The following is a 25,140-nucleotide window of genomic DNA, read 5'->3' as shown; positions in this document are numbered from 1 at the left end:
CCCGGGCGTTGCCGCCCGGGCCGAATCTTCGACAGACGGTGCGGCTGTTCAGATCTGGAAGTATTTCTCGCGCGCCTGGATGAAGAGCGAATCGGTACCCTGCGTCTTCTGGCGCACGATGTTGAGCGCCGAAACGAAGCTCTCGGCCGTCTTCTTGGTCAACGGGTCGCTGGAGTCGAGCATAGTCTGCAGGATCTCCTTGGCCGCATTGGCGCCGGCCTGCAAAATGTCGTCCGGGAAGGTGCGGACCTGCACGCCATGCTCGTTGACCAGCGTCTGCAGGGCACGTGGGTCGTTGGCAGCAAAGTCGGCGGCCACATTGTCGTACTCGGCCTGGCAGGCGTCGCGGATGATCGCCTGAAGGTCGCTCGGCAGTTCCTGATACTTTGCCTTGGAAACGACGAGCTCGGTTGCCAAACCCGGCTCGACGAAGCTCGGGAAGTAGTAGTTCTTGCAAACCTGGTAAAAGCCGAGGGCGAGGTCGTTGTAGGGACCGACGAACTCGGCCGCGTCCAGCGTGCCCGACTGCAAAGCCTGGAAAATCTCGCCGGCCGCCATGTTGGTGACAGTAGCACCGAGCTTCTCCCACACCTGGCCGCCGAGCCCCGGCGTGCGGAACCGCAGGCCCTTGATCGAATCGAGCCCCGTCAGCTCGTTGCGGAACCAGCCGCCCGCCTGGGTCCCCGTATCGCCCGACAGAAAGCCCTGTACGCCGAACTGGTCGTAGATCTCGTCCCAGATCTCCTGGCCGCCGAGGAAGCGCACCCAGCCGGTGAGTTCGCGCGAGGTCATGCCGTAGGGAACGCCAGTGAAGAAGGAGAGACCCTGGCTCTTGTTCTGCCAGTAATAGGCCGCGCCGTGGCTCATCTCGGCCGAACCGTCGATGACCGCATCGAGCGACTGCAGCGGCGGCACGAGCTCGCCCGCGGCGTAGACCTGGACCGTGAGCCGGCCGCCGGAGGCCGCGGTGATGCGGTCAGCGAGGCGCTGTGCACCGACACCGAGGCCGGGAAAGTTCTTCGGCCAGGTGGTGACCATGCGCCAGGTCTGGTTCCCTTGGGAAATGGCAGGCGTGGCGAGAGCGGCTGCGCCTGCGCCGACACCGGCAAGGCCTGCCTTTTTTATGAATGAGCGGCGATCCATGAAGTACCTCCCACATTGAGGATCGAGAAACTGTGCGGAATCGGGCGCTGCGGCACGCGCCTGCCTCCCCCGAATGCCGGGGTATCAATACACGCGCCTTCCGGCAAGTCCAGCTTTCCAGCATGTACGTGCGCGGCTGGCCGACCTTGGAAACCGCCGCGAACAGAAGTACATACGCCTAACAACTGCTAGGAGCCGCCTGATGCCGCAGCCGCTTGTTGCCCTGCCGACCGACGTGAAGGTTTTCGAGGGCTATACCTGGCACGCGACGCCTGAGCAGTATCTCACCGCGGCCCTGTCGACGGCGGGCGTGGTGCCGGTCCTCGTGCCTTCCTTCGGCGAGGCGATCGATCTAGATTCCGTTCTCGGCGCCGTGGACGGGCTGATGCTGACGGGCGCGCGATCCAACGTCTACCCGCCGCTTTATGGCGGCACGGCCGACGAGAAGAATGGTCCCTACGATCAGCGGCGCGATTCGACCACCCTGCCGCTCATCCGCAAGGCAATCGAGAAGGGCCTGCCGCTGCTGGCCATCTGCCGGGGCATACAGGAATTGAATGTCGCGCTCGGCGGATCGCTGATCAACGATATCCAGGAGCACCCCGGCACGCTTGATCACCGCGGGCCTGAGGGGACGCCGGACGAGCGCTTCGCGATCCGCCAGAAGGTGGAGATCAGGCCCGGCACCTGCCTTGCAGAGGTGTTCGGCAGCGGCGAGATCATGGTGAACTCCGTCCACCGGCAGGCGATCGGCCAGCTGGGTTCGCGCCTCCAGGTGGAGGCGGTGGCTCCGGACGGAACGGTGGAAGCGGTCTCAGTGATCGGCGCGCCAGGCTTCGCCGTCGGCGTGCAGTGGCATCCGGAGTATTGGGCCGCGACGGACAGCGCCTCGCAGCGGGTACTGAGGGCTTTTGGAGATGCCGTGCGCGCGCATGCGGACCGACGCGGCCGCCAGCCCTTGGCGGCAGAGTGAGCGGGGCTCCTATTCGGCCTTGAGCGCAATCAGCGGCGATTGCGGCTTCAGCGACTCATATGCCACTCCGTCAGCCGCGAAAAACTCGACCACGGCACGGCCGTCGGCTGCGACGAAACGCAGCTCTCCCTCGCCGTTCTCCTGCCAGTAGCGCGCCTGGGCAAGGCGGGGCATCAGTTCCACGCACTTGGGGGTCAGCTCGAGATTGGCGCGCGCGGCCTCCACATTGCCCCGCTTGACCACCGTGCAGTCCCCTTCCCGCCCAACGACGCTGAGTTCATAGCGGACTGGAGACTCTTTGGCTTCCCCGACCTTGGCGGCCGTCGCCTCGCGATGTTCGGGGAGCAGAAAATATGCCGCTCCCAAGACGCCAAGCGCTGCTAGCGTCGAGATCGCCAGTTTCATCTTCGCCCCCTCAGTTGATTAAAACGCATCATTGGGCGAAATTATTAACTGAAACTTACTTGGCAGAAAAATGGCAGCCGCAAATCATGCCTGCCGTCCCACATGTGCCGTCTCCTGCACCGGGGTGAGCGCCTCCCCGCGCGTGAACCAGGAGATGATATTGTCGGCGACAAGGTTTGCCATCGCTATGCGTGTGGGAACGGATGCCGATGCCACATGCGGCAAGAGGCACGCATTCTCGCAGGCAAGCAAGTTCTCCGGTACATGGGGCTCGTCGGCGAAGACATCGAGCCCAGCCGCGAGGATGGTTCCGCTGCGCAGAGCGGCGGCGAGCGCCTCCTCGTCCACCGTGCTGCCGCGGCCCACATTGATGAAGACTCCATTTTCCCCGAGGGCGCGCAGAACCTGTGCGTCCACTGCATTTCTCGTGCCCGCTCCCCCCGGCGCGATGGAGATCAGCGTGTCCACCGCCTCGGCCAGCGCAAGCAGCGTCGGGTGATAGGGATAGGGCACGTCCTCAACCCGGCGCCGGTTGTGGTAACTGACAGGCAGTCCGAACGCCTCGATCCGGCGCGCGATGGCGCGGCCGATGCGGCCCATCCCGAAGATGCCGACACTGCGGCCGCGCAGCGAGCCCTTCGTCAAGAGATAGGATCCCTCGCTCCGCCAGCGTCCCTCGCGCAGATATTTCTCCGCTTTCGGCAATTCGCGCACGGTGTTGATCAGGAGACCGATCGTGACGTCTGCCACCTCTTCCGTCAGCACGTCCGGCGTGTTGGTCACCATCACGCCTCTAAGACCGGCATGCTCGGCATCGACATCGTCATAGCCGACGCCGAAAGTCGCGATGATCTGAAGGTTTGGAAGGGCATCGATGAAGGCAGCGCTGATGACGGTGGAGGACGCGATACCGACCACACTGCCCGTGATCTCCTTCGTCAGAAGAGCCGGGTCGGCACGCTCGACCGTCACCAGTCTGAACCGCTCGCCGATCCGGCTTACCGCATGCGGATGCAGCTTTCCGGGCACGAGGATTGTGACTTCGCTGCTTTGGATCGACATAGCCGCTCCCTCTCTCCGCTCTGGCAGACGAGGATTTCTAGTCGCAACGGAGCCGAAGCGCCACCTCCCGGGCAGCGAAAGACCTCTCGGCTGTCCTGGCCAATTGCTTCCGTCCGACACTTGTGCATATTTGTTTCGGAACCCGAAATAAATACGGCGCGCTGCGCGCCTGGGAGGAGAAGATGTATCTGGGTCTCGATCTCGGCACGTCCGGGATCAAGGCGCTCTTGCTTGACGGCGCCCAGCGGATTGTCGCCTCGGCGACGGTCGCGCTCGAGGTTTCCCGCCCCCATTCCGGATGGTCGGAACAGCATCCTGCGGACTGGATCCGCGCTGCCGACGAGGCCATCGGCGCACTGAAGGCTTCCCATGGCGAGGCACTGGCGGCTGTAAAAGGCATCGGCCTTTCCGGCCAGATGCATGGTGCCACGCTGCTCGATGCCTCGGACCGGCCGCTGCGCCCCTGCATTCTTTGGAACGACACGCGCAGCCATGCGGAAGCGGCAGAGCTCGACTCCGATCCGCGCTTCCGGAAGGTCACCGGCAACATTGTCTTCCCCGGTTTCACCGCGCCCAAGCTTGTATGGGTCAGGCGCAACGAGCCGGATATCTTCGCCGCGACGAAGAAGGTGCTTCTCCCCAAGGACTACCTGCGCCTCTGGCTGACCGGCGAGCACGTTTCGGAAATGTCCGACGCGGCCGGCACCTCCTGGCTGGACGTCGAAAAGCGCCGCTGGTCGCCGGAGCTGCTCGCTTTCACCGGCCTTGACGAGACCCACATGCCGCGCCTCGTGGAAGGCACCGAGCGCGCCGGCACGCTGCGCGGCGAGCTTGCCGGCAGCTGGGGCTTGGGTGCCGGTGTCACGGTCGCCGGCGGCGCGGGCGACAACGCCGCCTCCGCCTGCGGCGCTGGCACGGTCGAGCCCGGCGCCGCCTTCGTCTCGCTTGGTACATCCGGCGTGCTCTTTGCCTCCAACGGCGCCTATCTGCCCAATCCCGAGAGCGCGGTGCACACATTCTGCCATGCGCTGCCGGACACATGGCACCAGATGGGTGTGATCCTTTCCGCCACCGATTCGCTCAACTGGCTGGCAGGCATTACCGGACGCAAAGCGGGCGAGCTGACGGCCGAACTCGGCGAGGAGCTGAAGCCGCCCTCCGGCGTAACCTTCCTGCCCTATCTTTCCGGCGAGCGCACGCCGTACAACGACGCGGTGATCCGCGGCAGCCTCACAGGCCTGTCGCATCAGAGCGACCGCGCCGCGCTGACCCAGGCGGTGGTCGAGGGTGTGGCCTTCGCCTTCCGCGACAGCTTGGAAGCGCTGAAGCAAGCCGGCACCGACATTGCGCGCGTGACCGCGATCGGCGGCGGCTCCCGCTCCACTTACTGGCTGAAGGCGATCGCCACGGCGCTGAACCTTCCCGTGGACGTGCCCGCCGAAGGCGATTTCGGCGCGGCCTTCGGCGCCGCTCGGCTCGGCCTCATCGCCGCCGAAGGCGCTGATCCGCTTTCCGTCTGCACGCCGCCGAGAATTTCTGCGACAGTCGAGCCCGACCGCGCGCTCGCTCCAGCCTTCGAGGCGAGCTATCGCCGCTACCGCGACCTCTACCCAGCCATCCGAGGAGTTTCATCGTGAGCACAGGTTTTTTCGGCGACCTCAAACCCATCCGCTACGAAGGGCCCGAAAGCGACAATCCGCTGGCCTTCCGCCACTACAATCCCGATGAGGTCGTGCTCGGAAAGCGCCTTGAGGACCATCTTCGCTTCGCCGTCTGCTATTGGCACAATTTCGTCTGGCCGGGCGGCGATCCTTTCGGCGGCCAGACCTTCGAGCGTCCGTGGTTCGGCGACACGATGGAAAACGCGAAACTCAAGGCCGACGTCGCCTTCGAGATGTTCGAGATTCTTGGCGCGCCGTTCTTCACCTTCCATGACCATGACGTGCGGCCGGAAGGAGCGTCCTTCTCCGAGAGCGTGGATCGGTTGAACGAGATCGCCGACTACTTCGCCGCGAAGATGGAAAAGACCGGTGTGAAGCTCCTTTGGGGCACCGCGAATCTTTTCTCCCACAGGCGCTACATGGCCGGTGCCGCCACCAATCCCGACCCGGATGTATTCGCCTATGCGGCCGCAACCGTGAAAGCCTGCATGGACGTGACGAAGCGGCTCGATGGCGAGAACTACGTGTTGTGGGGCGGACGCGAGGGCTATGAGACGCTGCTCAACACCGATATGAGCCGCGAACTCGACCAACTCGGGCGCTTCCTGAATCTGGTGGTCGACTATAAGCACAGGACGGGCTTCAAGGGCACGATCCTCATCGAGCCGAAGCCGCAGGAGCCCACCAAGCATCAGTATGACTTCGACGTCGGGACGGTCTACGGTTTCTTGAAGCGCTATGGGCTGGAAAACGAGGTGAAGGTGAACATCGAGCAGGGCCATGCGCTGCTTGCCGGCCACTCCTTCGAGCACGAACTGGCGCTGGCCGCCGCCCTCGGCATTTTCGGGTCGATCGACATGAACCGCAACGACTACCAGTCGGGCTGGGACACCGACCAGTTTCCGAACAATGCGCCCGAGGCCGCCTTGGCTTACTACTACGTGCTGCAGGCTGGCGGCTTCACGACCGGCGGTACGAATTTCGACGCGAAGCTGCGCCGCCAGTCGCTGGATCCGGAGGATCTGATTGCTGCCCATATCGGCGGCATGGACATTTGCGCTCGCGGCTTGAAGGCCGCCGCTCGGATGATTGAGGACAAGACGCTGAGCGGCCCGCTTGAAGAGCGGTATGCCGGATGGAGTGATGCTGAAGCGCAGGCGATGCTCGCTGGCCAGCGCACATTGGAGCAAATCGCCGAGCGCGTGGTCCGCGCGAATCTTGACCCCAAGCCGCGCTCCGGCCGTCAGGAGAAGCTGGAAAACGTTGTGAATCGTTACGTTTAGCCGGCTGCACGCCGCCGAATTTCCCGGCGGACTGTCGTCAAATCTTCATCGCCGCGCCTTTATGCAGACAGGATCGGGAGAGAGAAATCCCGCTCCTGATTTGGAGGCGCATCATGAAGCTGGATGAGGAACTGGAGGCGGAGATCGATGCGCTGCTGGCGCGCGATGATCGCGCATCCGTCATCGATACGCTCCTGTCGATGCCCCATGCAAAGGCGGCCGGCGATCCGGCCTGGGAAAAGCTTCTGCATGCGCGCCTGCAGGAGCGCCTCGTCCGCAAAATGCGCGAGATGCTCGATCCCGCCGATCAGGGAAGGGACTCCAGGAGCGCCGCATGAGTGCGCTCCGCCCCCTATTGCAGCGCCAGGAAATCCTCGATTTTTGCGGCCGCCTCGAGAAGCGGCGGCAGGATGACCTCGCGCATCTCGTCGCAGGAAAACCGCGCGGATTGCGTGGACACGTTGATTGCCGCCACGACGCGTCCCGAGCGGGCGCGCACCGGCACCGCGATCGACCGGAGCCCCAGCTCCAGTTCCTCGTCGACGATGGCGTAGCCGGCCCGCCGCGCTTCAGCCACACGATCGGCAAGCGCCTCCCGGTCGGTGATCGTCTTGGGTGTGTTGGCGCGGATCGCCGCCTTGCTCAGAAAACGGGCGAGTTCGGCATCGTCCAGATCTGAAAGAAGCACTCGCCCCATGGACGTGCAGTAGGCCGGGAGCCGCGCTCCGACGGACAGGGACACCGATACGATGCGCCGGCCCGCAACGCGCGCCACATAGACGACATCCTCCCCTTCGAGCACCGCGGCCGAGCAGGATTCGCCGAGCGCCTGCGAGACCTCGCGCATCACCGGCTCCGCGTAGGCCCAGAGCGGCGCCCCGCCGAGCCAGGCGCGGGTGAGCGACAGCAGCTTGGCGGAGAGCAGGAAGAGGCGCCCCTCCTGCCTCGCATAGCCTTCGGCGACCAGCGTCAGGAGCAGTCGGCGGGCGCCGGCGCGCGTCAGTCGCGCCGCCTCGGCAACTTCCGTGAGCCGCAGGCCCGAGGGCGCGCCGGCCAGAATGTCCAAAACGCGCAGGCCCTTGGCCAGCGATCCCACCAGATCGCGGTCTTCGGGCTCCGCCTTCTGCGTTGACTCCAGAACCTGGCTCATCTATCTACGTATCGCATACAAAACTTATGTTCGCAATACGAACATCTGGAGGCGATATGGCCCGCTTCATGCCGCTTGATCAGGCGGTTCGGGAAAATCTCAGGGATGGCGATGTTGCCGCCTTTGAGGGCTTCACCCATCTCATCCCGACCGCAGCCGCCCATGAGGCGATCCGTCAGGTTTTTAGGGATCTCACCCTCATCCGCATGACGCCGGACGTCGTCTATGACCAGATGGTCGGGATGGGCATGGCGAGGAAGCTCGTCTTCTCCTATGCGGGCAATCCGGGGGTCGGCCTCCTGCGCCGTGTCCGTGATGCGGTGGAGAATGGCTGGCCGCATGTGATCGAGGTGGAGGAGCATTCCCATGCCGCCATGGCAAATGCCTACGAAGCGGGTGCCGCAGGGCTCCCCTGCGCAGTCTTCCGCGGCTATCGCGGCGCGGGCCTGCCCGAGGTCAACCCGAACATCAGAAACGTCACCTGCCCCTTTACCGGGGAGGTGCTGGCGGCGGTGCCGGCGGTGCGGCCGGACGTGACCTTCATCCACGCCCAGAAGGCGGACAGGAAGGGCAACGTGCTGATCGAAGGCATCATCGGCATCCAGAAGGAGGCGGTGCTGGCGGCCAAACGCGCGGTTGTGACGGTCGAGGAAGTAGTCGACAGCTTCGACGGTCTGCATCCGAACCTGTGCATCCTCCCGCACTGGACGGTCACCGCCATTTCGGTTGTGCCGGGCGGAGCCCACCCCTCCTACACGCATGGCTATTACGCGCGTGACAATGCCTCCTATCTGGAATGGGACGAGATCGCTGCCGACCGCGACCGCTTCCGCACCTGGATGGAAGAGCATGTGATGAAGGCGAAGCCGGAAGATTTCGCAGGACGCGTGGCAAAGCTGAGGGTGGCATGATGAACGAGCAGTCTTTCACCCCCAATGAGATGATGACCATCGCCGCCTCGCGGGCGCTGACGAGCGAGGACGTGTGTTTCGTCGGCATCGGCGCGCCTTCGGCGGCGTGCAACGTGGCGCGGCTGACGCACGCGCCGGACATCACGCTGATCTACGAATCCGGCACCATAGGCACCGCGCCCGACGTGCTGCCGCTCTCGATCGGCGATGGCGAGCTCTGCGACACCGCGCTCACCACCGTTTCGGTGCCGGAGATGTTTCGCTACTGGTTGCAGGGCGGGCGCATCACCATCGGCTTCCTTGGCGCAGCCCAGCTGGACAAATACGGCAACATCAACACCACCGTCATCGGCGACTACCACAAACCCAAAACGCGGCTGCCGGGCGGCGGCGGGGCGCCGGAGATCGCCACATCGTCCCAGCAGGTCTACATCACCATGGCGCAATCGAAGCGCGGCATGGTGGAAAAGATCGATTTTTACACCTCCTTCGGCCACGGAGACGGCGGCGACCACCGCAAGCGGCTGGGGATCGAGACCGAGGGCCCGACGCTGCTCATCACTGACCTCGCCATCTGGAAGCCCGATCCGGAGACGAAGGAATTCACGGTCGTATCGCTCCATCCGGGCGTCACGCGCGAGATGGTGCAGGAGACATGCGGCTGGAGGGTGAAATTCGCCGAACAGCTCGACGAGACGCCGCCGCCGACCGAGCTGGAGCTGAAAACCTTGCGCGACTTGAAGGCGCGTACCGACGCAGCGCACAAAGGCACGGACAGCCCGGCCGCCAAGAGAGGATCCAAGGATGGCTGAAGCCTTTATTTGCGACTACGTCCGCACGCCCATCGGCCGCTTCGGCGGCGTGCTTTCCTCGGTGCGTGCTGACGACCTCGCCGCCATTCCGCTGAAGGCGCTGATGGAGCGCAATAAAGACGTGGATTGGGCCGCGGTGGAAGACGTGCTCTATGGCTGCGCCAACCAGGCGGGCGAGGACAACCGCAATGTGGCCCGCATGGCGGTGCTCCTCGCCGGCCTGCCGGTCGAGGTACCGGGCTCGACGATCAACCGGCTCTGCGGCTCGGGCATGGATGCTGTGGCGACCGCAGCCCGCGCGATCAAGGCGGGCGAGGCCGAGCTGATGATCGCCGGCGGCGTGGAATCCATGAGCCGCGCGCCCTTCGTGCTGCCCAAGGCGGAGACGGCCTTTTCCCGCAATGCCGAGATTCACGACACCACCATCGGCTGGCGCTTCGTCAATCCGCTGATGAAGAAGCAATACGGCGTCGATTCCATGCCTGAGACGGGCGAGAACGTGGCCGAAGATTTTCGCGTGAGCCGCGCGGACCAGGACGCGTTCGCGATGCGCAGCCAGGACAAGGCGGTCGCGGCGCAGGAGAACGGGCGGCTGGCGAAAGAGATCGTTCCGGTGAAGATTCCGCAGCGCAAGGGCGAGCCGGTCGTGGTGGAGAAGGACGAGCATCCCCGCCCCGGCACGACCATAGAAGCACTCGCAAAACTCCCCACGCCCTTCCGCGAGGGCGGCACAGTGACGGCCGGTAACGCCTCCGGCGTGAACGACGGCGCGGCCGCGCTCATCATCGCCTCGGAAGCCGCCGCAAGGAAATATGGCCTCACGCCCATCGCCCGAATTCTCGGCGGCGCGACGGCGGGAGTGCCCCCGCGCGTCATGGGAATCGGCCCTGCGCCGGCGACGAAGAAGCTCTGCGCCCGGCTCGGGCTGCGGGCCTCGGACTTTGACGTGATCGAACTGAACGAAGCCTTTGCCTCGCAGGGCATTGCCGTCTTGCGCGAACTGGGCATTCCCGAGGACGCAGCGCATGTGAACCCCAATGGCGGCGCGATCGCGCTCGGCCATCCCTTGGGCATGTCAGGCGCGCGCATTTCCGGCACGGCGGCACTGGAGCTGAAGGAACGCGGCGCAAAACTGGCGCTTGCCACGATGTGCATCGGCGTCGGCCAAGGCATCGCGCTGGCGCTGGAGCGAATCTAAGTTTCGAGCCAGTTCTCCACAGCAAGCCCTGGCACAAACTGGAAAGCACGATCGCTGGTTACCAGAGTCGCGCCAACCTGAAGAGCATGGGCGGCAATGAGCAAATCGAGTGGCTGGATCCGGCCCAAACGCCGCAGCTCGGCCCGCACCTCGCCGTAACGGTCCGCTACTTCCGGAGCCATGGCAGTATATCGACCAGGTGAAACAATACCGCAGCAGCAGCCGCGAGGCGGGCTGCATCAGGCCGTCTGGCAAGACCGTAACGCGTCTCGCCGTAGGTTATTGCTGACACGCAGAGCTCCGGCTTGGTGTGGGTTTCAATCCGCCGATCCAGAGCAGGGCTGCGTCGCCTCCTACGCGGTATATATGATGATATATACCAGACGACCTTGAAGCAAGGCGACGTCAATTGAGAGGAATGTCGTTCCCGGCCTTGCTCTGCTGATAGGCCCCTGACAGTTCGGCATAGATCTCCGACATCCGGCCAAGCCGGGGTTCCAGCCGCTGCCGGTCGGCTTCCGGCAAATCGCGGACCAGCGCCGGGATGGAAAAACTCTTCCAGAAGGCGTTTTCGGCGGGATAGCCGCCAGGATCAAGCCGGAAAACCTCCTTCAGGATCTTAAGATCGTGCGGGATCGCGAAGGCGTCGCGCGAATCCGCATGGCTGAAGAGATAGAAGAAATTGTCGAAGCCGGTCCAGGTGATCGCGGAAAGACAGAGCGAGCAGGGTTCATGCGTCGAAAGAAAGATGCAGTCCCTCGTCTCCGGCCGCTGCTCCTTCGGCAGCTCATAGAACCGCTTCAGCGTATGCACTTCACCGTGCCAGAGCGGGTTTTCCAGCTCGTTATTGGTTTCAGCCAGTACCAGCGACAGATCGCTCTTCTTCAGGATCGCCGCGCGAAGATCTTGTTGCCCACTTCGACGCCAGCCCGCGTCCTTGGGACGATGTCGTGCTCAATCACGTCGAGCAGGCGGTCGATAAACGTCCCGTCGATCTTCATGGCCTATCCGGCAGGTGGATTTCGTAGGGCTCGGAGAAGAAAAATTCTTCCAGATTGTTGCCGTCGCCGCCGCGGTCGACGATGAGAAAATCCTGTTTCTCGCCGATAGGCGTCAACACTGCGTGCCAGGTGTTGCGGGCATAATTCACGCCTTGGCCGGCTCCAGTGAGAAAGGCTTGCGGCCTGCCCGGCCGTCCGCCCTCATCGAGGCAGACAACGACGAGGAACGGCCGGGGCTCAAGCGGAATGAAGGCCTGGCTCCCCAGCGGATGGCGCTCGACCATCGTGAGTTTCAGGGGAAAGGTGTATGGCTGCCCGCGGGCGATGCTGATGAGCACGCGCGCCGCCTCCCCCTGCACGTCCACCGTAGCGAGGTCGTGGAAGCGCTGCGTCTTGCCGTTATTGATCGGAAAGCTTTGCGCGCCTTCCGTATCGATCACGTCGCCAAAGGGCGCGAAGGCGGCACGGGTGAGTGGAACTGCGGTGATTTTCATCGTGGATGCTGCCGCCACAGCGGTTTGAGAGACGCATGCCGGTTCACATCCTTGTAGAGGAGGTACCGGAACCGCCCAGGCCCGCCGGCATAGCAGGCCTGCGGGCAGAAGGCGCGCAGCCACATGAAGTCTCCGGCCTCCACCTCGACCCAATCCTGGTTGAGCCGGTAGACCGCTTTGCCTTCGAGCACGTAGAGTCCGTGCTCCATGACATGGGTTTCGGCAAAGGGGATCACAGCGCCCGGCTCGAAGGTGACAATGGTCACATGCATGTCGTGGCGGACGTCATCAGGATCGACAAAGCGCGTCGTCGCCCACTTGCCCTCCGTGCCGGGCATGGGTGTCGGCGCGATATCCTTCTCATTAACGAAGAAGGCATCGGGCACCGGGATCCCCTCCACCGCCTCATAGGCCTTTCGGATCCAATGGAAGCGCACCGGCTCCGAGCCTTCATTATGCGCGCTCCAGCGGCTCGCGGAGGGCAGGAAGGCGTAGCCGCCCGGCTGCATGCGGTGGCTTTCCCCGTCGAGACGCACGGTCAGTTCGCCCTCGACCACAAACAGCACCGCCTCCGCTTCCCGGTAAGGCTCCGGATTTTCGCTGCCGCCGCCCGGCAGGACCTCCATGATGTACTGGGAAAAAGTCTCCGCAAAGCCCGAGAGCGGGCGGGCGATCACCCAAGCCCGGGTCTTTTCCCAGAAGGGAAGCCGGCTGGTGACGATGTCGCGCATCACGCCCTTGGGGATCACGGCGTAGGCCTCGGTGAAGACCGCGCGGCCGGTGAGAAGGTCGGTCTGCGGCGGGTGGCCGCCTGTGGGCGCGAAGTAGGTTCTGGTCATGAGGGCAGGATATCCTTGAGCCGCAGATAGGCGATGCGCTCCACCTGGCGGCAGGCGGTCGCAAACTCTTCCTCGCGGCTGTTCTCGAGCCGGTGTTCGAACGCGCGCAAAATGCTTTCCTTCGTATTGTCCTTGACGGCGATGATGAAGGGAAAGCCGAATTTTTGCGTGTAGCGCGTGTTGAGATCGGTGAAGCGCGCGCGCTCCTCGTCCGTCAGCGCGTCGAGGCCGGCGGAAGCCTGCTCCTTGGCCGAATCCGGCGTGAGCCGTTTCGCCGCCGCAAGCTTTCCGGCAAGGTCCGGATGCGCTTTCAGTACACCGAGCCGCTCCTCTTCGCTCGCCGAGCGGAAAACCCGCACGAGCGCATTGTGGAGGCCGCCAGCGCTGTCATGCGCCGCCGCAAGCTCCAGCGCGAAAGCACGCTCGGCAAGCCAGGGCGAATGCTCGAAGATCGAGCCGAAACGCTCCACAAAATCGCCCTTGCCCATCCGGCTCGGCCTGAGCTCCGGCGCCTGATATGGATGATGCTCCATCCAATGGCGGGCAATGTCGATGCGGCGCGGCAGCCAGACCCTGTCATGGCTTTGTACGTATTCGATGAAGCGTTTCAGAGAGGCCGCACGGCCGGGCCGCCCGATGAGGCGGCAATGCAGGCCCACACTCATCATGGCAGGCCGCCGCCCTGCCCTGCCCTCCTCATAGAGCGTGTCGAACGCGTCCTTGAGATAGGCGAAGAACTGGTCGCCGGAGTTGAACCCCTGCGGCGTGGCGAAACGCATGTCATTGGCATCGAGCGTGTAGGGAATCACCAGCTGCGGCCGCGTCGGATTGCCGTGCCCGTCGTGGTCGATCCAATAGGGCAGGTCGTCGTCATAGGTGTCGGAAATCCAGTCGAACCCGCCATGCTCGATGGCAAGTTTCAACGAATTCACCGACGTGCGGCCGAGATAAAGTCCCCGCGGCGGCTCGCCCACCACCTCTGTATGCAGCCGCACCGCCTCCTGCAAATCGCGGCGCTCGTCCTCCTCGGAGTGGGCGCGGTAGTCGATCCAGCGCAGCCCGTGGCTGGCGATCTCCCAGCTGGCTTCCTTCATGGCCGCCACCTGGTCGGGCGCGCGGGCAAGCGCGGTGGCGACGCCATAGACCGTCACCGGCACCTCGGCTTCCGTGAACATGCGGTGAAGCCGCCAGAAGCCGGCGCGCGCGCCATATTCGTAGATCGACTCCATGTTCCAGTGCCGCATGCCCTGCCATGGGGCAGCACCGACGATTTCAGATAGAAAAGCTTCGGAGGCGGCATCCCCATGCAGAATGCAGTTTTCGCCGCCCTCCTCGTAATTGACGACGAATTGCACGGCCACATAGGCGCCGCCAGGCCATTTTGCGTCCGGCGGGTTGGGGCCATAGCCGCGCATGTTTCGGCAGTAGCGTGTCACCGTTTGGATCCCTCCACGTCGCTTTCAAGGATAGCCGAAGGTTCCGGCACCCATTCCCCACGAAAAATTTGAAAGTCTTTTTGCAGCCTTTCCGCCGCACCCCCCTTATGCGCGCGCGCGATTTGCCGCACAATCCATCGGCTGAAACACGGTACCGAAGGGAGGCCGCATGGGCGAACAGGGACGGCTGACGACCCATGTTCTCGATACGGCGGCAGGCCGCCCCGCGGCCGGGATGGAAATTGCGCTCTATCGGCTCGAAGGCGAAAGTCGCACGCTGGTGAAGACGGTCCGGACCAATGCCGACGGCCGCTGCGACGCGCCACTCCTGGAGGGCACGGCCTTTGCGCCCGGCGAATATGAGCTCGTGTTCGCGGTGGGCAAATACCTGCGCGCCAAAGGGGCTGCACTTCCCTCCCCGGCTTTCCTCGACCGCGTGCCGATCCGCTTCGGCATGGCCGAGCGCGCGCATTACCACGTGCCGCTGCTCGTCTCGCCCTACGGTTATTCGACCTACCGGGGAAGCTGATGCCCGCCACCCGCAATGAAATCCGCTTCCTTCTGAACGGCCTGAAGATCGCGCTCGCGGACGTCCGGCCCGACCAGACCCTGCTCGACTATCTGCGGCTCGACCGCCGCCTGATGGGCACCAAGGAAGGCTGCGCCGAGGGCGACTGCGGCGCCTGCACCGCGCTGGTGGGCCGGCTTGCTGACGGCAAGCTCGTCTATGAGGGCGTGAACGCCTGCATCCGCTTTCTTGCCTCGCTTGACGGCTGCCATGTCGTCACGGTCGAGCATCTGAAGCGGCCGGATGGCTTGCTCCATCCCGTGCAGCAGGCGATGGTGGACCATCACGGCTCGCAATGCGGCTTCTGCACGCCGGGCTTCGTGATGTCGCTCTACGGGCTCTGGATGAACAACCCGCAGCCGGGCGACAGGGCGATCGAGAAGGCGCTGCAGGGAAACCTCTGCCGCTGCACCGGCTATGAATCGATCATGCGCGCCGCCCGCGCCATCCCCGCCTATGGCGATGCCCGATCGGACCCGCTGGCACTGGAGCGCGAAGCGCTGAAAACCGCGCTTCTTGCCATGAAGGACGGCGCGCGCGTGGAGATCGGCGCGGGCCGCGATCGCCTCGTCATCCCCGCCAGCCTCGATGATCTGGCGGCTGTGCTGGAAGCCGAGCCCAAGGCGACCATCGTGGCGGGCAGCACGGATGTGGGCCTATGGGTGACGAAATTCATGCGCGAGATCGCGCCCGTCGTCTTCATTGGCGGGCTGGAAGAGCTGCGCACGATTGCGGAGAATGACGGCACGATCACCATCGGTGCCGGCGTCAGCTATTCGGAAGCCTTCGAGGCGCTTGCCCCCCGCGTCCCGGCGCTCGGCCGCCTGATCGACCGCATTGGCGGGGACCAGATTCGCAACATGGGCACCATCGGCGGCAACATCGCCAACGGCTCGCCCATCGGCGACACCCCGCCGCCGCTGATCGCGCTGGGAGCCACGCTCACGCTGCGCAAGGGCAATACGCGGCGCACCATTCCGCTCGAAGATTTCTTCATCGCCTATGGCAAACAGGACCGGCAGCCGGGCGAATTTGTCGAGGCGGTGCATGTCCCACTCCCCGATCCCGACACCCGCTTTGCCGCGTGGAAGATCACCAAGCGCCGCGACGAGGACATCACGGCCGTGCTCGGCGCCTTCGCGGTGAAGATGGCGGCGGACGGCACCGTCGCCTCCGCGCGCATCGCCTATGGCGGCATGGCGGCGACACCGAAGCGCGCGAAAGCCGTGGAGGCAGAGCTTCTCGGAAGGCCGTGGACTGAGGCCACGATCGAAAACGCGCTGTCCGCCTATGGCCAGGATTTCACGCCAATCAGCGACATGCGCGCTTCCGCCGAATACCGCATGCTGGCGGCCAGGAATCTTCTGCGGCGCTTCTTTCTCGAAACGAGCGGGCATTCCGGCCCGCTGCAGGTCGAGCGCGGGGAAGCGGCATGACCAAGCACGAGGCGCTCGATCTTACCAGGACGACAATCACCGGCGGCGTGGGCATCAGCCTCCGCCACGACTCCGCGCACAAACATGTGGCCGGCGAAGCCGTCTATATCGACGACCTGCCGGAGCCGGCCGGCACGCTGCACGCCTATCTCGGGCTTTCCACGGTTGCGCACGGCACCATCCGCGCGATGGATCTTTCGGAGGTAGAGACCGCGCCGGGCGTAATCGCTGTGCTCACCGCGAAAGATGTGCCGGGCGTAAACGATATCAGCTCCACCGGCTTGCACGACGAGCCGATCTTCCCTGAAAAGGAGGTGCAGTTCTTCGGCCAGCCGATCTTCGCCGTGATCGCCGAGACGCGGGAGGCCGCCCGTCGCGCCTGCCAGAAGGCGAAGATCGAATACGAGGAAAAGCCGGCCATCATCGACATCGCTGACGCGGACCCGGCGAATCCGAAGCTGGTGACGAAGCCGCTGACGCTGAAGCGCGGCGAAGCCGAGGATGCGATCGCCCGGGCCCCGCGCCGCATCAAGGGGCAAATGCGCGTAGGCGGGCAGGACCATTTTTACCTTGAAGGCCAGATCGCCCTTGCCGTGCCGGGCGAGGACATGGACGTGACCGTCCACTCCTCGACACAACACCCGAGCGAGGTGCAGCATATAGTAGCCCATACGCTGGGCGTGCCCTCGCATGCCGTGACCGTCGAGGTGCGCCGCATGGGCGGCGGCTTCGGCGGCAAGGAAACCCAGGCGAACCTGTTTGCCGCGGTGGCGGCGATCGCCGCCAAGCAAACCGGCCGGCCGGTAAAACTGCGCCCGGATCGCGACGACGACATGACGGCCACCGGCAAGCGGCACGACTTCCTGATCGACTACGACGTCGGTTTCGACGACGAAGGAAACATCCTCGGCGTCCACCTGAAATATGCCGCCCGCTGCGGCTTTTCAGCCGATCTCTCCGGGCCGGTCACCGACCGCGCGCTCTTCCACTGCGACAACGCCTATTTCTATCCGGTGGTGCGCGCGGCGTCAGTGCCGCTCTACACCAACACGGTCTCGAACACAGCCTTCCGCGGCTTCGGCGGACCGCAGGGGATGGTGGGCGCGGAGCGCGTGGTCGAGGAGATCGCCTTCGCGCTCGGCAAGGACCCGCTCGAAATCCGCAAACGCAATTTCTACGGCGAGACGGACCGCAACGTCACCCCCTACCACCAGACGGTGGAAGACAACATCATCCACCGCCTCGTGGCCGAGCTGGAGGCGAGTGCCGATTATGCCGGGCGGCGGCAGGCCATCGCGGCCTTCAATGCCGGGAGCGAAATCATCAAGCGCGGCATCGCGCTGACGCCTGTAAAATTCGGCATCTCCTTCACCGCCACCCATTTCAACCAGGCCGGCGCGCTGGTGCATGTCTATACCGACGGCTCCGTGCACCTGAACCATGGCGGCACGGAGATGGGCCAGGGCCTTTACGTGAAGGTGGCCCAGGTGGTGGCGGAAGAATTCCAGATCGACATCGACCAGGTGAAGATCACGGCCACCACCACCGGCAAGGTTCCGAACACGTCGGCAACCGCCGCCTCCTCCGGCTCGGACCTGAACGGCATGGCGGCGCAAAATGCCGCGCGGCAGATCAAGGACCGGCTCATCGATTTCGCCGCCGACCGGTACGAGGTGCCACATGAGCAGGTGGTATTCCTGCCGGGCCGCGTGCGCGTCGGCAACCAGGAAATCCCCTTCGCCGATCTGATCAAGCAGGCCTATATGGCGCGCGTGCAGCTTTCGTCTGCCGGCTTCTACAAGACCCCGAAAATCCACTGGGACCGCGACAAGGGCCGCGGCCAGCCCTTCTACTACTTCGCCTATGGCGCCGCCTGCACGGAAGTTTCCATCGACACGCTCACCGGAGAATACATGGTGGAGCGGGTGGATATCCTGCACGAGACCGGCCGCTCCCTGAACCCGGCCATCGACTTGGGCCAGATCGAGGGCGGCTTCATCCAGGGCATGGGCTGGCTCACCACCGAGGAGCTGGTGTGGGACGAAAAGGGGAGGCTGCGGACGCATGCGCCCTCGACCTACAAGATACCCCTTGCCTCCGACCGGCCGAAAATCTTCAACGTAAAGCTTGCCGACTGGGCGGAGAATGCCGAGCCAACCATCCACCGCTCCAAGGCCGTGGGCGAGCCGCCCTTCATGCTCGCCATTTCCGTTCTGCACGCGCTTTCCGATGCGGTGGCGAGCGTGGCCGATTACAAGATCTGCCCGCGCCTCGACGCCCCCGCCACGCCCGAGCGCGTGCTTTTCGCCGTGGAGCGGCTGAAGGCGGAAGCGGGAAGGTAGAATACGCGGTTTCGGCCCGCTATTGTTCTGAAATGCTTTCGCCCTTCACCACCCCCCTCTGGCCTCCCGAGCTTTTGTCGAGGGGCGGCCATCTCCCCCACAAGGGGGGAGATTACGCTGGCCGCATTGCTCCGCCCTCTTCGGAGCGGTGGCGATTGGCGAAAGCAGTCGCGAAAGCCAATCTCCCCCCTTGTGGGGGAGATGGCCGGCAGGCCAGAGGGGGGCGTGAAGGATCGCGATCCTATCCGCCAAGGGCCGTCAGGCATCTCCGGTCATGACGGCCCTCGCCAAGAGCCTCGCCGCTTTCCTCAAGGCATCCCCCGCAGCGGCCCTCGTCACCGTTGCCGAGGCCAAAGGCTCGACCCCGCGCGAAGTGGGCGCATGGATGCTCGTTTCGCCTGAGAAAATCTTCGGCACGATCGGCGGCGGGCAGCTCGAATTCCTGGCGATCGCCAAGGCGCGCGAGCTGATTGCGGAAAACATCGCAAGCGGCGCGCTCGATATCCCGCTCGGCCCCGAGATCGGCCAGTGCTGCGGCGGGCGCGTGGCAGTCGACATCCGCATTGCCGGTCCGGCGGAACGTGCCGAATTGCTGATCCGGGCAGAGACGGAAGACGCCGCCCGCCCCAATATCTATCTTTTCGGCGGCGGCCATGTGGGCCATGCGCTGGCGGCGGCACTTGCCCTGCTCCCGGTTCGCACGATTGTGGTCGAGACGAGAACCGAAGCGCTGGAAAATCTGCCGGACGTTGTGGAGAAAAAACTCACCGCGGTGCCCGAGGAGACTGTTCGCCAAGCGCCGCCGCATTCGGCCTTCGTCGTGCTCACGCACGAGCATTCGCTGGATTTCCTCATCGTCTCCGAGGCGCTGGCGCGCGACGATACGGCCTATGTCGGCATGATCGGCTCAAAGACGAAGAAAGCCACGTTTCGAAGCTGGTACCTGAAACACGGAGGCGAAGACTCCCGCCTCGCCCGCCTCGTCTGCCCCATCGGCGGAGCCGACCTTCGCGACAAGCGCCCCGCGGTCATCGCGGCGCTGACGGCGGCGGAGGTGCTGCGGGCGCTGTTATAAACATCAGCGGACGCAAACGCCCGTTGCCTGAAGCGCCGGCGCAAGCCCTCATCCTGAGCTTGTCGAAGGACGAGGGCGGGACACGGGCTCCTCGCCCTCATCTTTCTCCTTAGTGAGCTCGAACCGGAAAGGCTTGAACTCGCTGAGATCATATTCGCTGAGGTCAGCGTTCTCGATAAACGCCTCAACGTCCTCGTCTGTTTTAAAAACAGGAATCTTCTTTTTCATGTCACCTTCCTCTCAAAATCTCCCCGATCATGCGCTGGCAGCGTTCGGCCATGAAATCGACGAGCAGCCGCACTTTCGGGTCCTGCAGCTTCTTGTGCGGGTAGACCGCCGCGAGCTTCACCGGCACGGGCGGGTTTTCGGGCAGGATAACCTTCAGGCGCCCGTCGCGGATGAAGGGCTCGATCTCGAAGCGAGGCTTGTTGATGATGCCGTGGCCGGCGAGCGCCCAGCCGGTGATCACGTCGCCATCATCCGTGTCGAAAGGCCCCCGCACCTCGAATTTCTGCGGTCCCGATTCCGTCTGCAACGTCCAGAAATATTCGCGCACGCCGGGAAAGCGCAGCATCAGGCAATCGTGGCCGTCTTCGACGAGCTGCTCAGGCCGCTGCGGCTCCCCACGCTTTTCCAGATATTTCGGCGAGGCGGCGAGCACGCGCTCGCAATCCATGATGCCGCGCATGCGCAGGCTGGAATTTTCGAGTAGCCCCAACTTGAAGGCGACATCGATGCCCTCGCGCATGATGTCGACCTCGTGGTCGGAGAGCCTCAGCCGCACCTCGATTTGTGGGTAGCGCTCGCGGAATTCGGGAATGCCGCTGGCGATCAGCCTCTTGCCCAGGCCCAGCGGCGCGGTGACGCGGATCGTGCCGCGCGGCTGGCCGGAGAGCGCGGCAACCGCCGCTTCCGCCTCCTCCACCGCCTCCAGCACCTTCTTGGCGCCGCCATAAAAAGCGCGCCCGTGCTCGGTGGCGGTCAGCTGCCGGGTCGTGCGGTTGAGCAGCCGCACGCCGAGATGCTTTTCAAGCTCCTTGATGCGGTTCGAGGCGACCGCCGGCGAAATCCGCATATCACGCCCCGCTGCCGAGAGGCTGCCAAGTTCCAGCACGCGGACGAAGACGGCGATGTTGTCCAGATAGGCCATTTTACCAATGAAACGCCTGCAGCAGTGATTTTCCAGATAAATTTGAAAGTCATCGCGCCGGCCATCCCTTTCCCTTTAGGATGGAACTCGTAAGCTGGCCCTAAAAGGAGTGGGAGCGGGCATGAACGACTATGCCGTCTTGTGGGACTGGCTGTCCTTCGCGGTGCGCTGGTTGCACGTGGTGACCGCCATAGCCTGGATCGGCTCGTCCTTCTACTTCATTGCGCTGGATCTCGGCCTCGTGAAGCGGGAGGGGCTCCCGGAAGGCGTCCACGGCGAGGAATGGCAGGTGCATGGCGGCGGGTTCTATCACATCCAGAAGTATCTGATAGCACCCGCAAGCCTTCCGGAGCATCTCACCTGGTTCAAATGGGAGGCCTATTCTACGTGGCTGTCGGGCTTCGCGCTGCTCGCCATCGTCTATTACGCGGGCGCCGATCTTTTTCTCATCGACCGCAACGTGCTCGACATCTCCGCACCCACTGCGATCCTAATCTCGCTAGCCTCCATCGGCCTCGGCTGGCTTCTTTACGACACGCTCTGCAAATCGCCTCTGGGGAAAAGCGACACCGCGCTCATGCTGGTGCTCTACGCAATCCTGGTGGCGATGAGCTGGGGCTATACGCAGCTTTTCACCGGCCGCGCGGCGTTCCTGCATCTGGGCGCTTTCACCGCCACCATCATGTCCGCCAACGTCTTCCTCCTCATCATCCCCAACCAGAAGATCGTGGTGGCCGACCTGAAGGCCGGGAGGAAGCCGGACCCGAAGCTGGGCGCGCAGGCCAAGCAGCGCTCGCTGCACAACAATTACCTCACGCTGCCAGTGATCTTTTTGATGCTGTCGAACCACTATCCGCTTGCGTTCGGCACCAAGTTCAACTGGATCATCGCCTCGCTCATCTTCATCATCGGCGTGCTGATCCGGCACTATTTCAATACGGTCCATGCGCGGAAGGGCAACCCGCACTGGACCTGGGCCGCGGCCGCTATCCTCTTCGTCATCATCATGTGGCTTTCCACCGTGCCCGCGGTCTTGACCGGCGAGCGAAAAATCTCCGCCGCCGAGGAGCGCTTCATCGCCTCCACGCAATTTCCGGCCGTGCGCGACACGGTGATGGGCCGCTGCGCCATGTGCCATGCGGCCGAACCCGGCTTTGAAGGCGTGCACGCGGCGCCCAAGAACGTCAGGCTCGACACGGATGCCGGCATCGCCGCTCATGCGCGCGAGATTTATCTGCAGGCAGGCCGCAGCCATGCCATGCCACCCGGCAATGTCTCGGCTATGACGGAGCAGGAACGCCGGCTGCTCGTCACCTGGTTCGAAGAAGCGCGCTGACGCGCAAAAGGCATCTCGTCAATGGCAAAAATCCTGATCCGCGCCCGCCTTCTCACCTTCCTGCGCGAGCCGCAGGCAGCGCATGATCATTCCTCCTATCGATACGAGGAGGACGGGGCGGTGCTGGTGGAAGAAGGTATCATCCGCGCCGCAGGCAGCCATTCGGACCTTGCGGCGAAAGCCGGCCCGGATGCCAAAACCATCGACCACCGCCCGCACCTTCTGCTTCCGGGCTTCATCGATGCGCATGCGCATTTCCCGCAGATGCAGGTGATCGCGAGTTATGGGGCGGAGTTGCTCGACTGGTTGAACAACTATACCTTTCCGGCCGAAAGCGCGTTCGAGGACGAGGCGCATGCCCGGCGCATCGCCCGCGCCTTCCTGGACGAGATGGCGCGGCACGGGACAACCACATCGGCTGTCTATTGCAGCGTGCACCCGCAATCGGCCGACGCTCTTTTCTCGGAGGCCGAGGAGCGCGGCATGTGCATCATCGCCGGGAAGGTGATGATGGACCGCAACGCGCCCTCCGCACTCACCGACACCGCGCAATCGAGCTACGACGACACCAAGGCGCTGATCGCAAAGTGGCACGGCAGGGGCCGGCTTCATTACGCGATCACCCCGCGCTTCGCCATCACCTCATCGCCGGAGCAGATGGAGATGGCCAAGGCCTTGGTGGCGGAGCATCCCGACCTGCACATGCAGACCCATCTTTCGGAAAACCACGCCGAGATCGCCTTTTCCTGCGAACTCTACCCGGACTGCGCCGACTACACGGCGATCTACGAGAAATACGGCCTGCTGGGGCCGAAAAGCCTGTTCGGCCACTGCATCCATCTTTCCGAGCGCGAGGCGGATGCGCTTTCCGACTCCGGCTCGGTGGCGGTGTTCTGCCCGACCTCGAACCTTTTCCTCGGTTCCGGCCTGTTCGACTATCTGCGCTATCGCCGGCGCGAAAAGCCGCTGCGCATCGCGGCCGCGACCGACACGGGTGGCGGCACGAACTATTCCATGCTGCGCACCATGGACGAGGGTTATAAGGTGATCGCCCTGCAGGGGGAAAAGCTGAATCCCCTCGCCTCCTTCTGGCAGATCACGCGCGGCAATGCCGAAGCCCTGTCGCTTGCCCGCCGCATTGGCACGCTTGAGCCCGGCAAGGATGCCGATCTCGTCGTGCTCAATTCCAGCGCCACGCCGGCAATGCGCCTGCGCATGGAGCGGGCAAAGACCTTGGCCGAGGAGTTATTCCTGCTGCAGACGCTCGGCGACGATCGCGCGGTGGTGGAGACTTATGTTGCCGGCAACGCAATGAAGGGCGGTGTGTAGCCGGCGGGAATTGCCCGCTAGATTACTTCCTCTCTTGCAAATTGAAGCGCGTTGGGCTTTGCCGAAGCCCAAGAATTTGCTTTCTCCCGCCGAGGGGGATAGGTGGCGTTTGCGCTGACCCTCCGCAGATCGCAGACATGGCAAATGGCGGCAGGACGATGCTGCCTTGTCTCTTCCCTTGCGGAAAATATAGGCGGTTCAACAATCTTGGAACTTCTGAGTGTTGGAAATCGCAAAAGAGCGGAGAGCCCTCATGACAACACTCGACCCGAGACAACTCTTCGAAAGCCTGTTCCACGCCGCGGTCTCTGCGGCCGACCCGAGAAAGGTGGTCCCTGCTTTCCTCCCTGCCCGCCCGAAGGGCCGCACCATCGTCATCGGCGCCGGCAAAGGCGCTGCCCAGATGGCGCAGGCTTTCGAGGACGTCTGGGATGGTCCGCTCGAAGGGGCGGTGGTCACCCGCTATGGCTACGGCGCGCCGACAAGGCGGATTGCCGTGCTGGAAGCCGCCCACCCGGTGCCCGATGCCGCCGGCCTCGAAGGCGCCCGTCACCTCCTGCGCCTGGTCGGCAACCTGAGCGAGAACGACCTCGTCGTGGCGCTCGTCTGTGGCGGCGGCTCGGCGCTGCTTCCCGCTCCCCCGCCGGGCATGGCGCTGGAGGACGAGATCGCAGTGAACCAGGCGCTGCTTGCCTCCGGCGCGCCGATCTCGGCCATGAATACGGTGCGAAAGCATCTTTCCTCGATCAAGGGCGGCCGCCTTGCCGCCGCCGCCCATCCCGCAAAAGTGGTGACCCTCGTCGTCTCCGATATCCCCGGTGACAACCCGGCGCTGGTGTCTTCCGGCCCGACCATCCCCGACTGGGCAACGCGCCGGGATGCGCTCGCCGTGGTGAAGTCCCATCGTCTGAAGCTGCCTGCGGCCGCTCTGCGACACCTGCATTCCAGTCGCGCGGATGCGCCCAGGCCTGACGACCCGCGCTTCGCCCGCAATGAAGTGCATGTGATCGCCTCGGCGGCCCGCTCGCTCGAAGCCGCCGCCTCGGAAGCAGAGAGGCAGGGGGTGAAGACGGTGATCCTGTCGGATGCCATGGAGGGCGAGGCGCGTGACGTGGGCCGGGTGCATGCGGCGATCGCCCGTGAGATAGCACTGCGCGACCGCCCGTTCCCAAGGCCCGTGCTGATGCTGTCGGGCGGCGAGACCACCGTCACCATCCGCCAGAAAGGCGGGCGCGGCGGACGGAACACCGAGTTCCTGCTTTCCCTCGCGCTTGCCATCGACGGCGTGCCTGGCATTGCCGCCTTCGCCGCTGATACGGACGGCATCGACGGCTCGGAATCCAGCGCCGGTGCGTTTGCCGACCACACGACTGCAGTGCGCCTGCGCGAAGCTGGCCACGATCCGAAGGCGCTCCTTGCGGCCCATGAATCCTGGAGTGCTTTCGACGCATTGGGCGAGCTCTTTGCACCCGGGCCGACGGGCACGAATGTCAATGATTTGCGGGCGGTTTGGATCAGGTAACGTCCAGCCCTCGC

Annotated in this window: 24 protein-coding genes and 1 pseudogene; 14 read left to right on the top strand and 11 right to left on the bottom strand. The window is 64.2% G+C overall.

Annotated features, from left to right (window positions below; all coding sequences use genetic code 11):
* Window positions 1-48: 48 nt before the first annotated feature.
* Window positions 49-1,143 (bottom strand): TRAP transporter substrate-binding protein, encoded by a 1,095-nt coding sequence (locus tag RIN79_RS11185; protein ID WP_309084734.1) that lies wholly within the window; start codon window positions 1,141-1,143, stop codon window positions 49-51.
* Between the two features lie 202 nt (window positions 1,144-1,345).
* Between RIN79_RS11185 and RIN79_RS11180 the strand changes: the two genes are divergently transcribed.
* Entirely contained in the window at window positions 1,346-2,116 is a 771-nt protein-coding gene (locus RIN79_RS11180) for a gamma-glutamyl-gamma-aminobutyrate hydrolase family protein (RefSeq protein WP_309084733.1), read from the top strand.
* Between the two features lie 9 nt (window positions 2,117-2,125).
* On the opposite strand, the gene RIN79_RS11175 is transcribed toward RIN79_RS11180, so the two are convergent.
* Together RIN79_RS11175 and RIN79_RS11170 are read right to left on the bottom strand one after the other, a co-directional pair.
* Window positions 2,126-2,521, bottom strand: coding sequence for a hypothetical protein (locus RIN79_RS11175; RefSeq protein WP_309084732.1), 396 nt, complete (start codon window positions 2,519-2,521; stop codon window positions 2,126-2,128).
* An 84-nt stretch (window positions 2,522-2,605) separates the two neighbouring features.
* The gene (locus RIN79_RS11170; RefSeq protein ID WP_309084731.1) at window positions 2,606-3,583 is read right to left on the bottom strand and encodes a 2-hydroxyacid dehydrogenase; all 978 of its coding nucleotides are present in this window, start codon (window positions 3,581-3,583) and stop codon (window positions 2,606-2,608) included.
* 182 nt (window positions 3,584-3,765) lie between these two features.
* On the opposite strand from RIN79_RS11170, the gene xylB reads away from it, so the two are divergent.
* The 3 genes from xylB (at window position 3,766) to RIN79_RS11155 (ending at window position 6,865) form a co-directional block, all read left to right on the top strand.
* Window positions 3,766-5,220 (top strand): xylulokinase, encoded by a 1,455-nt coding sequence (gene xylB, locus RIN79_RS11165; protein WP_309084730.1) that lies wholly within the window; start codon window positions 3,766-3,768, stop codon window positions 5,218-5,220.
* Window positions 5,217-6,527, top strand: coding sequence for a xylose isomerase (gene xylA / locus RIN79_RS11160; RefSeq protein WP_309084729.1), 1,311 nt, complete (start codon window positions 5,217-5,219; stop codon window positions 6,525-6,527). Before xylB ends, xylA begins: the two co-directional genes overlap by 4 nt.
* A gap of 113 nt (window positions 6,528-6,640) precedes the next feature.
* The gene (locus RIN79_RS11155) at window positions 6,641-6,865 is read left to right on the top strand and encodes a hypothetical protein (protein WP_309084728.1); all 225 of its coding nucleotides are present in this window, start codon (window positions 6,641-6,643) and stop codon (window positions 6,863-6,865) included.
* A 14-nt stretch (window positions 6,866-6,879) separates the two neighbouring features.
* On the opposite strand, the gene RIN79_RS11150 is transcribed toward RIN79_RS11155, so the two are convergent.
* On the bottom strand, window positions 6,880-7,677 hold the full coding sequence (locus RIN79_RS11150; protein ID WP_309084727.1) for an IclR family transcriptional regulator C-terminal domain-containing protein: 798 nt from the start codon (window positions 7,675-7,677) through the stop codon (window positions 6,880-6,882).
* 56 nt (window positions 7,678-7,733) lie between these two features.
* Between RIN79_RS11150 and RIN79_RS11145 the strand changes: the two genes are divergently transcribed.
* Genes RIN79_RS11145 through pcaF form a run of 3 tightly spaced genes read left to right on the top strand, consistent with a single transcriptional unit; the run spans window position 7,734 to window position 10,598 of the window.
* Window positions 7,734-8,588 (top strand): CoA-transferase, encoded by an 855-nt coding sequence (locus RIN79_RS11145; protein WP_309084726.1) that lies wholly within the window; start codon window positions 7,734-7,736, stop codon window positions 8,586-8,588.
* Entirely contained in the window at window positions 8,588-9,400 is an 813-nt protein-coding gene (locus RIN79_RS11140; RefSeq protein ID WP_309084817.1) for a CoA-transferase subunit beta, read from the top strand. Before RIN79_RS11145 ends, RIN79_RS11140 begins: the two co-directional genes overlap by 1 nt.
* Window positions 9,393-10,598 carry a 3-oxoadipyl-CoA thiolase gene (pcaF, locus tag RIN79_RS11135; RefSeq protein WP_309084725.1) on the top strand — a complete coding sequence of 402 codons (1,206 nt, stop codon included), beginning with the start codon at window positions 9,393-9,395 and terminating at the stop codon, window positions 10,596-10,598. Before RIN79_RS11140 ends, pcaF begins: the two co-directional genes overlap by 8 nt.
* On the opposite strand, the gene RIN79_RS11130 is transcribed toward pcaF, so the two are convergent.
* The 5 genes and pseudogenes from RIN79_RS11130 to puuE all read right to left on the bottom strand — a co-directional run bounded on the left by RIN79_RS11130 (window position 10,595) and on the right by puuE (window position 14,347).
* Window positions 10,595-10,780 carry a PIN domain-containing protein gene (locus tag RIN79_RS11130; RefSeq protein ID WP_309084724.1) on the bottom strand — a complete coding sequence of 62 codons (186 nt, stop codon included), beginning with the start codon at window positions 10,778-10,780 and terminating at the stop codon, window positions 10,595-10,597. The two genes, pcaF and RIN79_RS11130, sit on opposite strands and share 4 nt — an antisense overlap.
* 223 nt (window positions 10,781-11,003) lie before the next feature.
* Window positions 11,004-11,599 (bottom strand): annotated as a pseudogene (locus RIN79_RS11125) (nucleoside deaminase).
* The gene (locus RIN79_RS11120) at window positions 11,596-12,093 is read right to left on the bottom strand and encodes an ureidoglycolate lyase (RefSeq protein ID WP_309084723.1); all 498 of its coding nucleotides are present in this window, start codon (window positions 12,091-12,093) and stop codon (window positions 11,596-11,598) included. Before RIN79_RS11120 ends, RIN79_RS11125 begins: the two are co-directional and overlap by 4 nt.
* Complete coding sequence (locus RIN79_RS11115; RefSeq protein WP_309084722.1) at window positions 12,090-12,932, bottom strand: bifunctional allantoicase/(S)-ureidoglycine aminohydrolase; 843 nt, start codon at window positions 12,930-12,932, stop codon at window positions 12,090-12,092. The genes RIN79_RS11120 and RIN79_RS11115 overlap by 4 nt, the downstream gene beginning before the upstream one ends.
* The gene (gene puuE, locus RIN79_RS11110) at window positions 12,929-14,347 is read right to left on the bottom strand and encodes an allantoinase PuuE (protein WP_375165922.1); all 1,419 of its coding nucleotides are present in this window, start codon (window positions 14,345-14,347) and stop codon (window positions 12,929-12,931) included. Before puuE ends, RIN79_RS11115 begins: the two co-directional genes overlap by 4 nt.
* 190 nt (window positions 14,348-14,537) lie before the next feature.
* On the opposite strand from puuE, the gene uraH reads away from it, so the two are divergent.
* The 4 genes from uraH (at window position 14,538) to xdhC (ending at window position 19,789) form a co-directional block, all read left to right on the top strand.
* On the top strand, window positions 14,538-14,897 hold the full coding sequence (uraH, locus tag RIN79_RS11105; RefSeq protein ID WP_309084720.1) for a hydroxyisourate hydrolase: 360 nt from the start codon (window positions 14,538-14,540) through the stop codon (window positions 14,895-14,897).
* Window positions 14,897-16,372, top strand: coding sequence for a xanthine dehydrogenase small subunit (gene xdhA, locus RIN79_RS11100; RefSeq protein ID WP_309084719.1), 1,476 nt, complete (start codon window positions 14,897-14,899; stop codon window positions 16,370-16,372). Before uraH ends, xdhA begins: the two co-directional genes overlap by 1 nt.
* Window positions 16,369-18,714, top strand: a complete 2,346-nt coding sequence (gene xdhB / locus RIN79_RS11095; RefSeq protein ID WP_309084718.1) for a xanthine dehydrogenase molybdopterin binding subunit — start codon at window positions 16,369-16,371, stop codon at window positions 18,712-18,714. Before xdhA ends, xdhB begins: the two co-directional genes overlap by 4 nt.
* A gap of 274 nt (window positions 18,715-18,988) precedes the next feature.
* Window positions 18,989-19,789 carry a xanthine dehydrogenase accessory protein XdhC gene (gene xdhC, locus RIN79_RS11090; RefSeq protein ID WP_309084717.1) on the top strand — a complete coding sequence of 267 codons (801 nt, stop codon included), beginning with the start codon at window positions 18,989-18,991 and terminating at the stop codon, window positions 19,787-19,789.
* 48 nt (window positions 19,790-19,837) lie between these two features.
* On the opposite strand, the gene RIN79_RS11085 is transcribed toward xdhC, so the two are convergent.
* Entirely contained in the window at window positions 19,838-20,017 is a 180-nt protein-coding gene (locus RIN79_RS11085) for a CopG family antitoxin (protein WP_309084716.1), read from the bottom strand.
* 1 nt (window position 20,018) lies between these two features.
* Complete coding sequence (locus RIN79_RS11080) at window positions 20,019-20,939, bottom strand: LysR family transcriptional regulator (protein WP_309084715.1); 921 nt, start codon at window positions 20,937-20,939, stop codon at window positions 20,019-20,021.
* A gap of 121 nt (window positions 20,940-21,060) precedes the next feature.
* Here RIN79_RS11080 and RIN79_RS11075 point away from each other — a divergent pair, with 121 nt between their 5' ends.
* The 3 genes from RIN79_RS11075 (at window position 21,061) to RIN79_RS11065 (ending at window position 25,126) form a co-directional block, all read left to right on the top strand.
* A complete protein-coding gene (locus RIN79_RS11075) occupies window positions 21,061-22,275 on the top strand; it encodes a urate hydroxylase PuuD (RefSeq protein WP_309084714.1) in 1,215 nt (404 codons plus the stop codon).
* A 21-nt stretch (window positions 22,276-22,296) separates the two neighbouring features.
* On the top strand, window positions 22,297-23,604 hold the full coding sequence (guaD, locus tag RIN79_RS11070; RefSeq protein ID WP_309084713.1) for a guanine deaminase: 1,308 nt from the start codon (window positions 22,297-22,299) through the stop codon (window positions 23,602-23,604).
* A 253-nt stretch (window positions 23,605-23,857) separates the two neighbouring features.
* Window positions 23,858-25,126 (top strand): glycerate kinase, encoded by a 1,269-nt coding sequence (locus RIN79_RS11065; RefSeq protein WP_309084712.1) that lies wholly within the window; start codon window positions 23,858-23,860, stop codon window positions 25,124-25,126.
* Window positions 25,127-25,140 lie beyond the last annotated feature (14 nt).

The organism is Chelativorans sp. (genome assembly GCF_031180965.1).
GTDB lineage: Bacteria > Pseudomonadota > Alphaproteobacteria > Rhizobiales > Rhizobiaceae > Chelativorans.
Note: the sequence above shows the minus strand (reverse complement) of the source record. Positions and strands in the feature narration are given on the sequence as shown.

Bases quoted from the DNA above. Each gene is read 5' to 3' on its own strand.
- RIN79_RS11085 (WP_309084716.1), bottom strand. From the start codon at position 20,017: ATGAAAAAGAAGATTCCTGTTTTTAAAACAGACGAGGACGTTGAGGCG.
- RIN79_RS11180 (WP_309084733.1), top strand. From the start codon at position 1,346: ATGCCGCAGCCGCTTGTTGCCCTGCCGACCGACGTGAAGGTTTTCGAG.
- RIN79_RS11080 (WP_309084715.1), bottom strand. From the start codon at position 20,939: ATGGCCTATCTGGACAACATCGCCGTCTTCGTCCGCGTGCTGGAACTT.
- RIN79_RS11120 (WP_309084723.1), bottom strand. From the start codon at position 12,093: ATGAAAATCACCGCAGTTCCACTCACCCGTGCCGCCTTCGCGCCCTTT.
- xdhC (WP_309084717.1), top strand. From the start codon at position 18,989: ATGACGGCCCTCGCCAAGAGCCTCGCCGCTTTCCTCAAGGCATCCCCC.
- xylB (WP_309084730.1), top strand. From the start codon at position 3,766: ATGTATCTGGGTCTCGATCTCGGCACGTCCGGGATCAAGGCGCTCTTG.
- RIN79_RS11175 (WP_309084732.1), bottom strand. From the start codon at position 2,521: ATGAAACTGGCGATCTCGACGCTAGCAGCGCTTGGCGTCTTGGGAGCG.
- RIN79_RS11115 (WP_309084722.1), bottom strand. From the start codon at position 12,932: ATGACCAGAACCTACTTCGCGCCCACAGGCGGCCACCCGCCGCAGACC.
- puuE (WP_375165922.1), bottom strand. From the start codon at position 14,347: ATGCGCGGCTATGGCCCCAACCCGCCGGACGCAAAATGGCCTGGCGGC.
- xdhA (WP_309084719.1), top strand. From the start codon at position 14,897: ATGCCCGCCACCCGCAATGAAATCCGCTTCCTTCTGAACGGCCTGAAG.
- guaD (WP_309084713.1), top strand. From the start codon at position 22,297: ATGGCAAAAATCCTGATCCGCGCCCGCCTTCTCACCTTCCTGCGCGAG.
- xdhB (WP_309084718.1), top strand. From the start codon at position 16,369: ATGACCAAGCACGAGGCGCTCGATCTTACCAGGACGACAATCACCGGC.
- RIN79_RS11170 (WP_309084731.1), bottom strand. From the start codon at position 3,583: ATGTCGATCCAAAGCAGCGAAGTCACAATCCTCGTGCCCGGAAAGCTG.
- RIN79_RS11075 (WP_309084714.1), top strand. From the start codon at position 21,061: ATGAACGACTATGCCGTCTTGTGGGACTGGCTGTCCTTCGCGGTGCGC.
- RIN79_RS11150 (WP_309084727.1), bottom strand. From the start codon at position 7,677: ATGAGCCAGGTTCTGGAGTCAACGCAGAAGGCGGAGCCCGAAGACCGC.
- RIN79_RS11185 (WP_309084734.1), bottom strand. From the start codon at position 1,143: ATGGATCGCCGCTCATTCATAAAAAAGGCAGGCCTTGCCGGTGTCGGC.
- RIN79_RS11145 (WP_309084726.1), top strand. From the start codon at position 7,734: ATGGCCCGCTTCATGCCGCTTGATCAGGCGGTTCGGGAAAATCTCAGG.
- RIN79_RS11140 (WP_309084817.1), top strand. From the start codon at position 8,588: ATGAACGAGCAGTCTTTCACCCCCAATGAGATGATGACCATCGCCGCC.
- RIN79_RS11065 (WP_309084712.1), top strand. From the start codon at position 23,858: ATGACAACACTCGACCCGAGACAACTCTTCGAAAGCCTGTTCCACGCC.
- RIN79_RS11155 (WP_309084728.1), top strand. From the start codon at position 6,641: ATGAAGCTGGATGAGGAACTGGAGGCGGAGATCGATGCGCTGCTGGCG.
- uraH (WP_309084720.1), top strand. From the start codon at position 14,538: ATGGGCGAACAGGGACGGCTGACGACCCATGTTCTCGATACGGCGGCA.
- pcaF (WP_309084725.1), top strand. From the start codon at position 9,393: ATGGCTGAAGCCTTTATTTGCGACTACGTCCGCACGCCCATCGGCCGC.
- RIN79_RS11130 (WP_309084724.1), bottom strand. From the start codon at position 10,780: ATGGCTCCGGAAGTAGCGGACCGTTACGGCGAGGTGCGGGCCGAGCTG.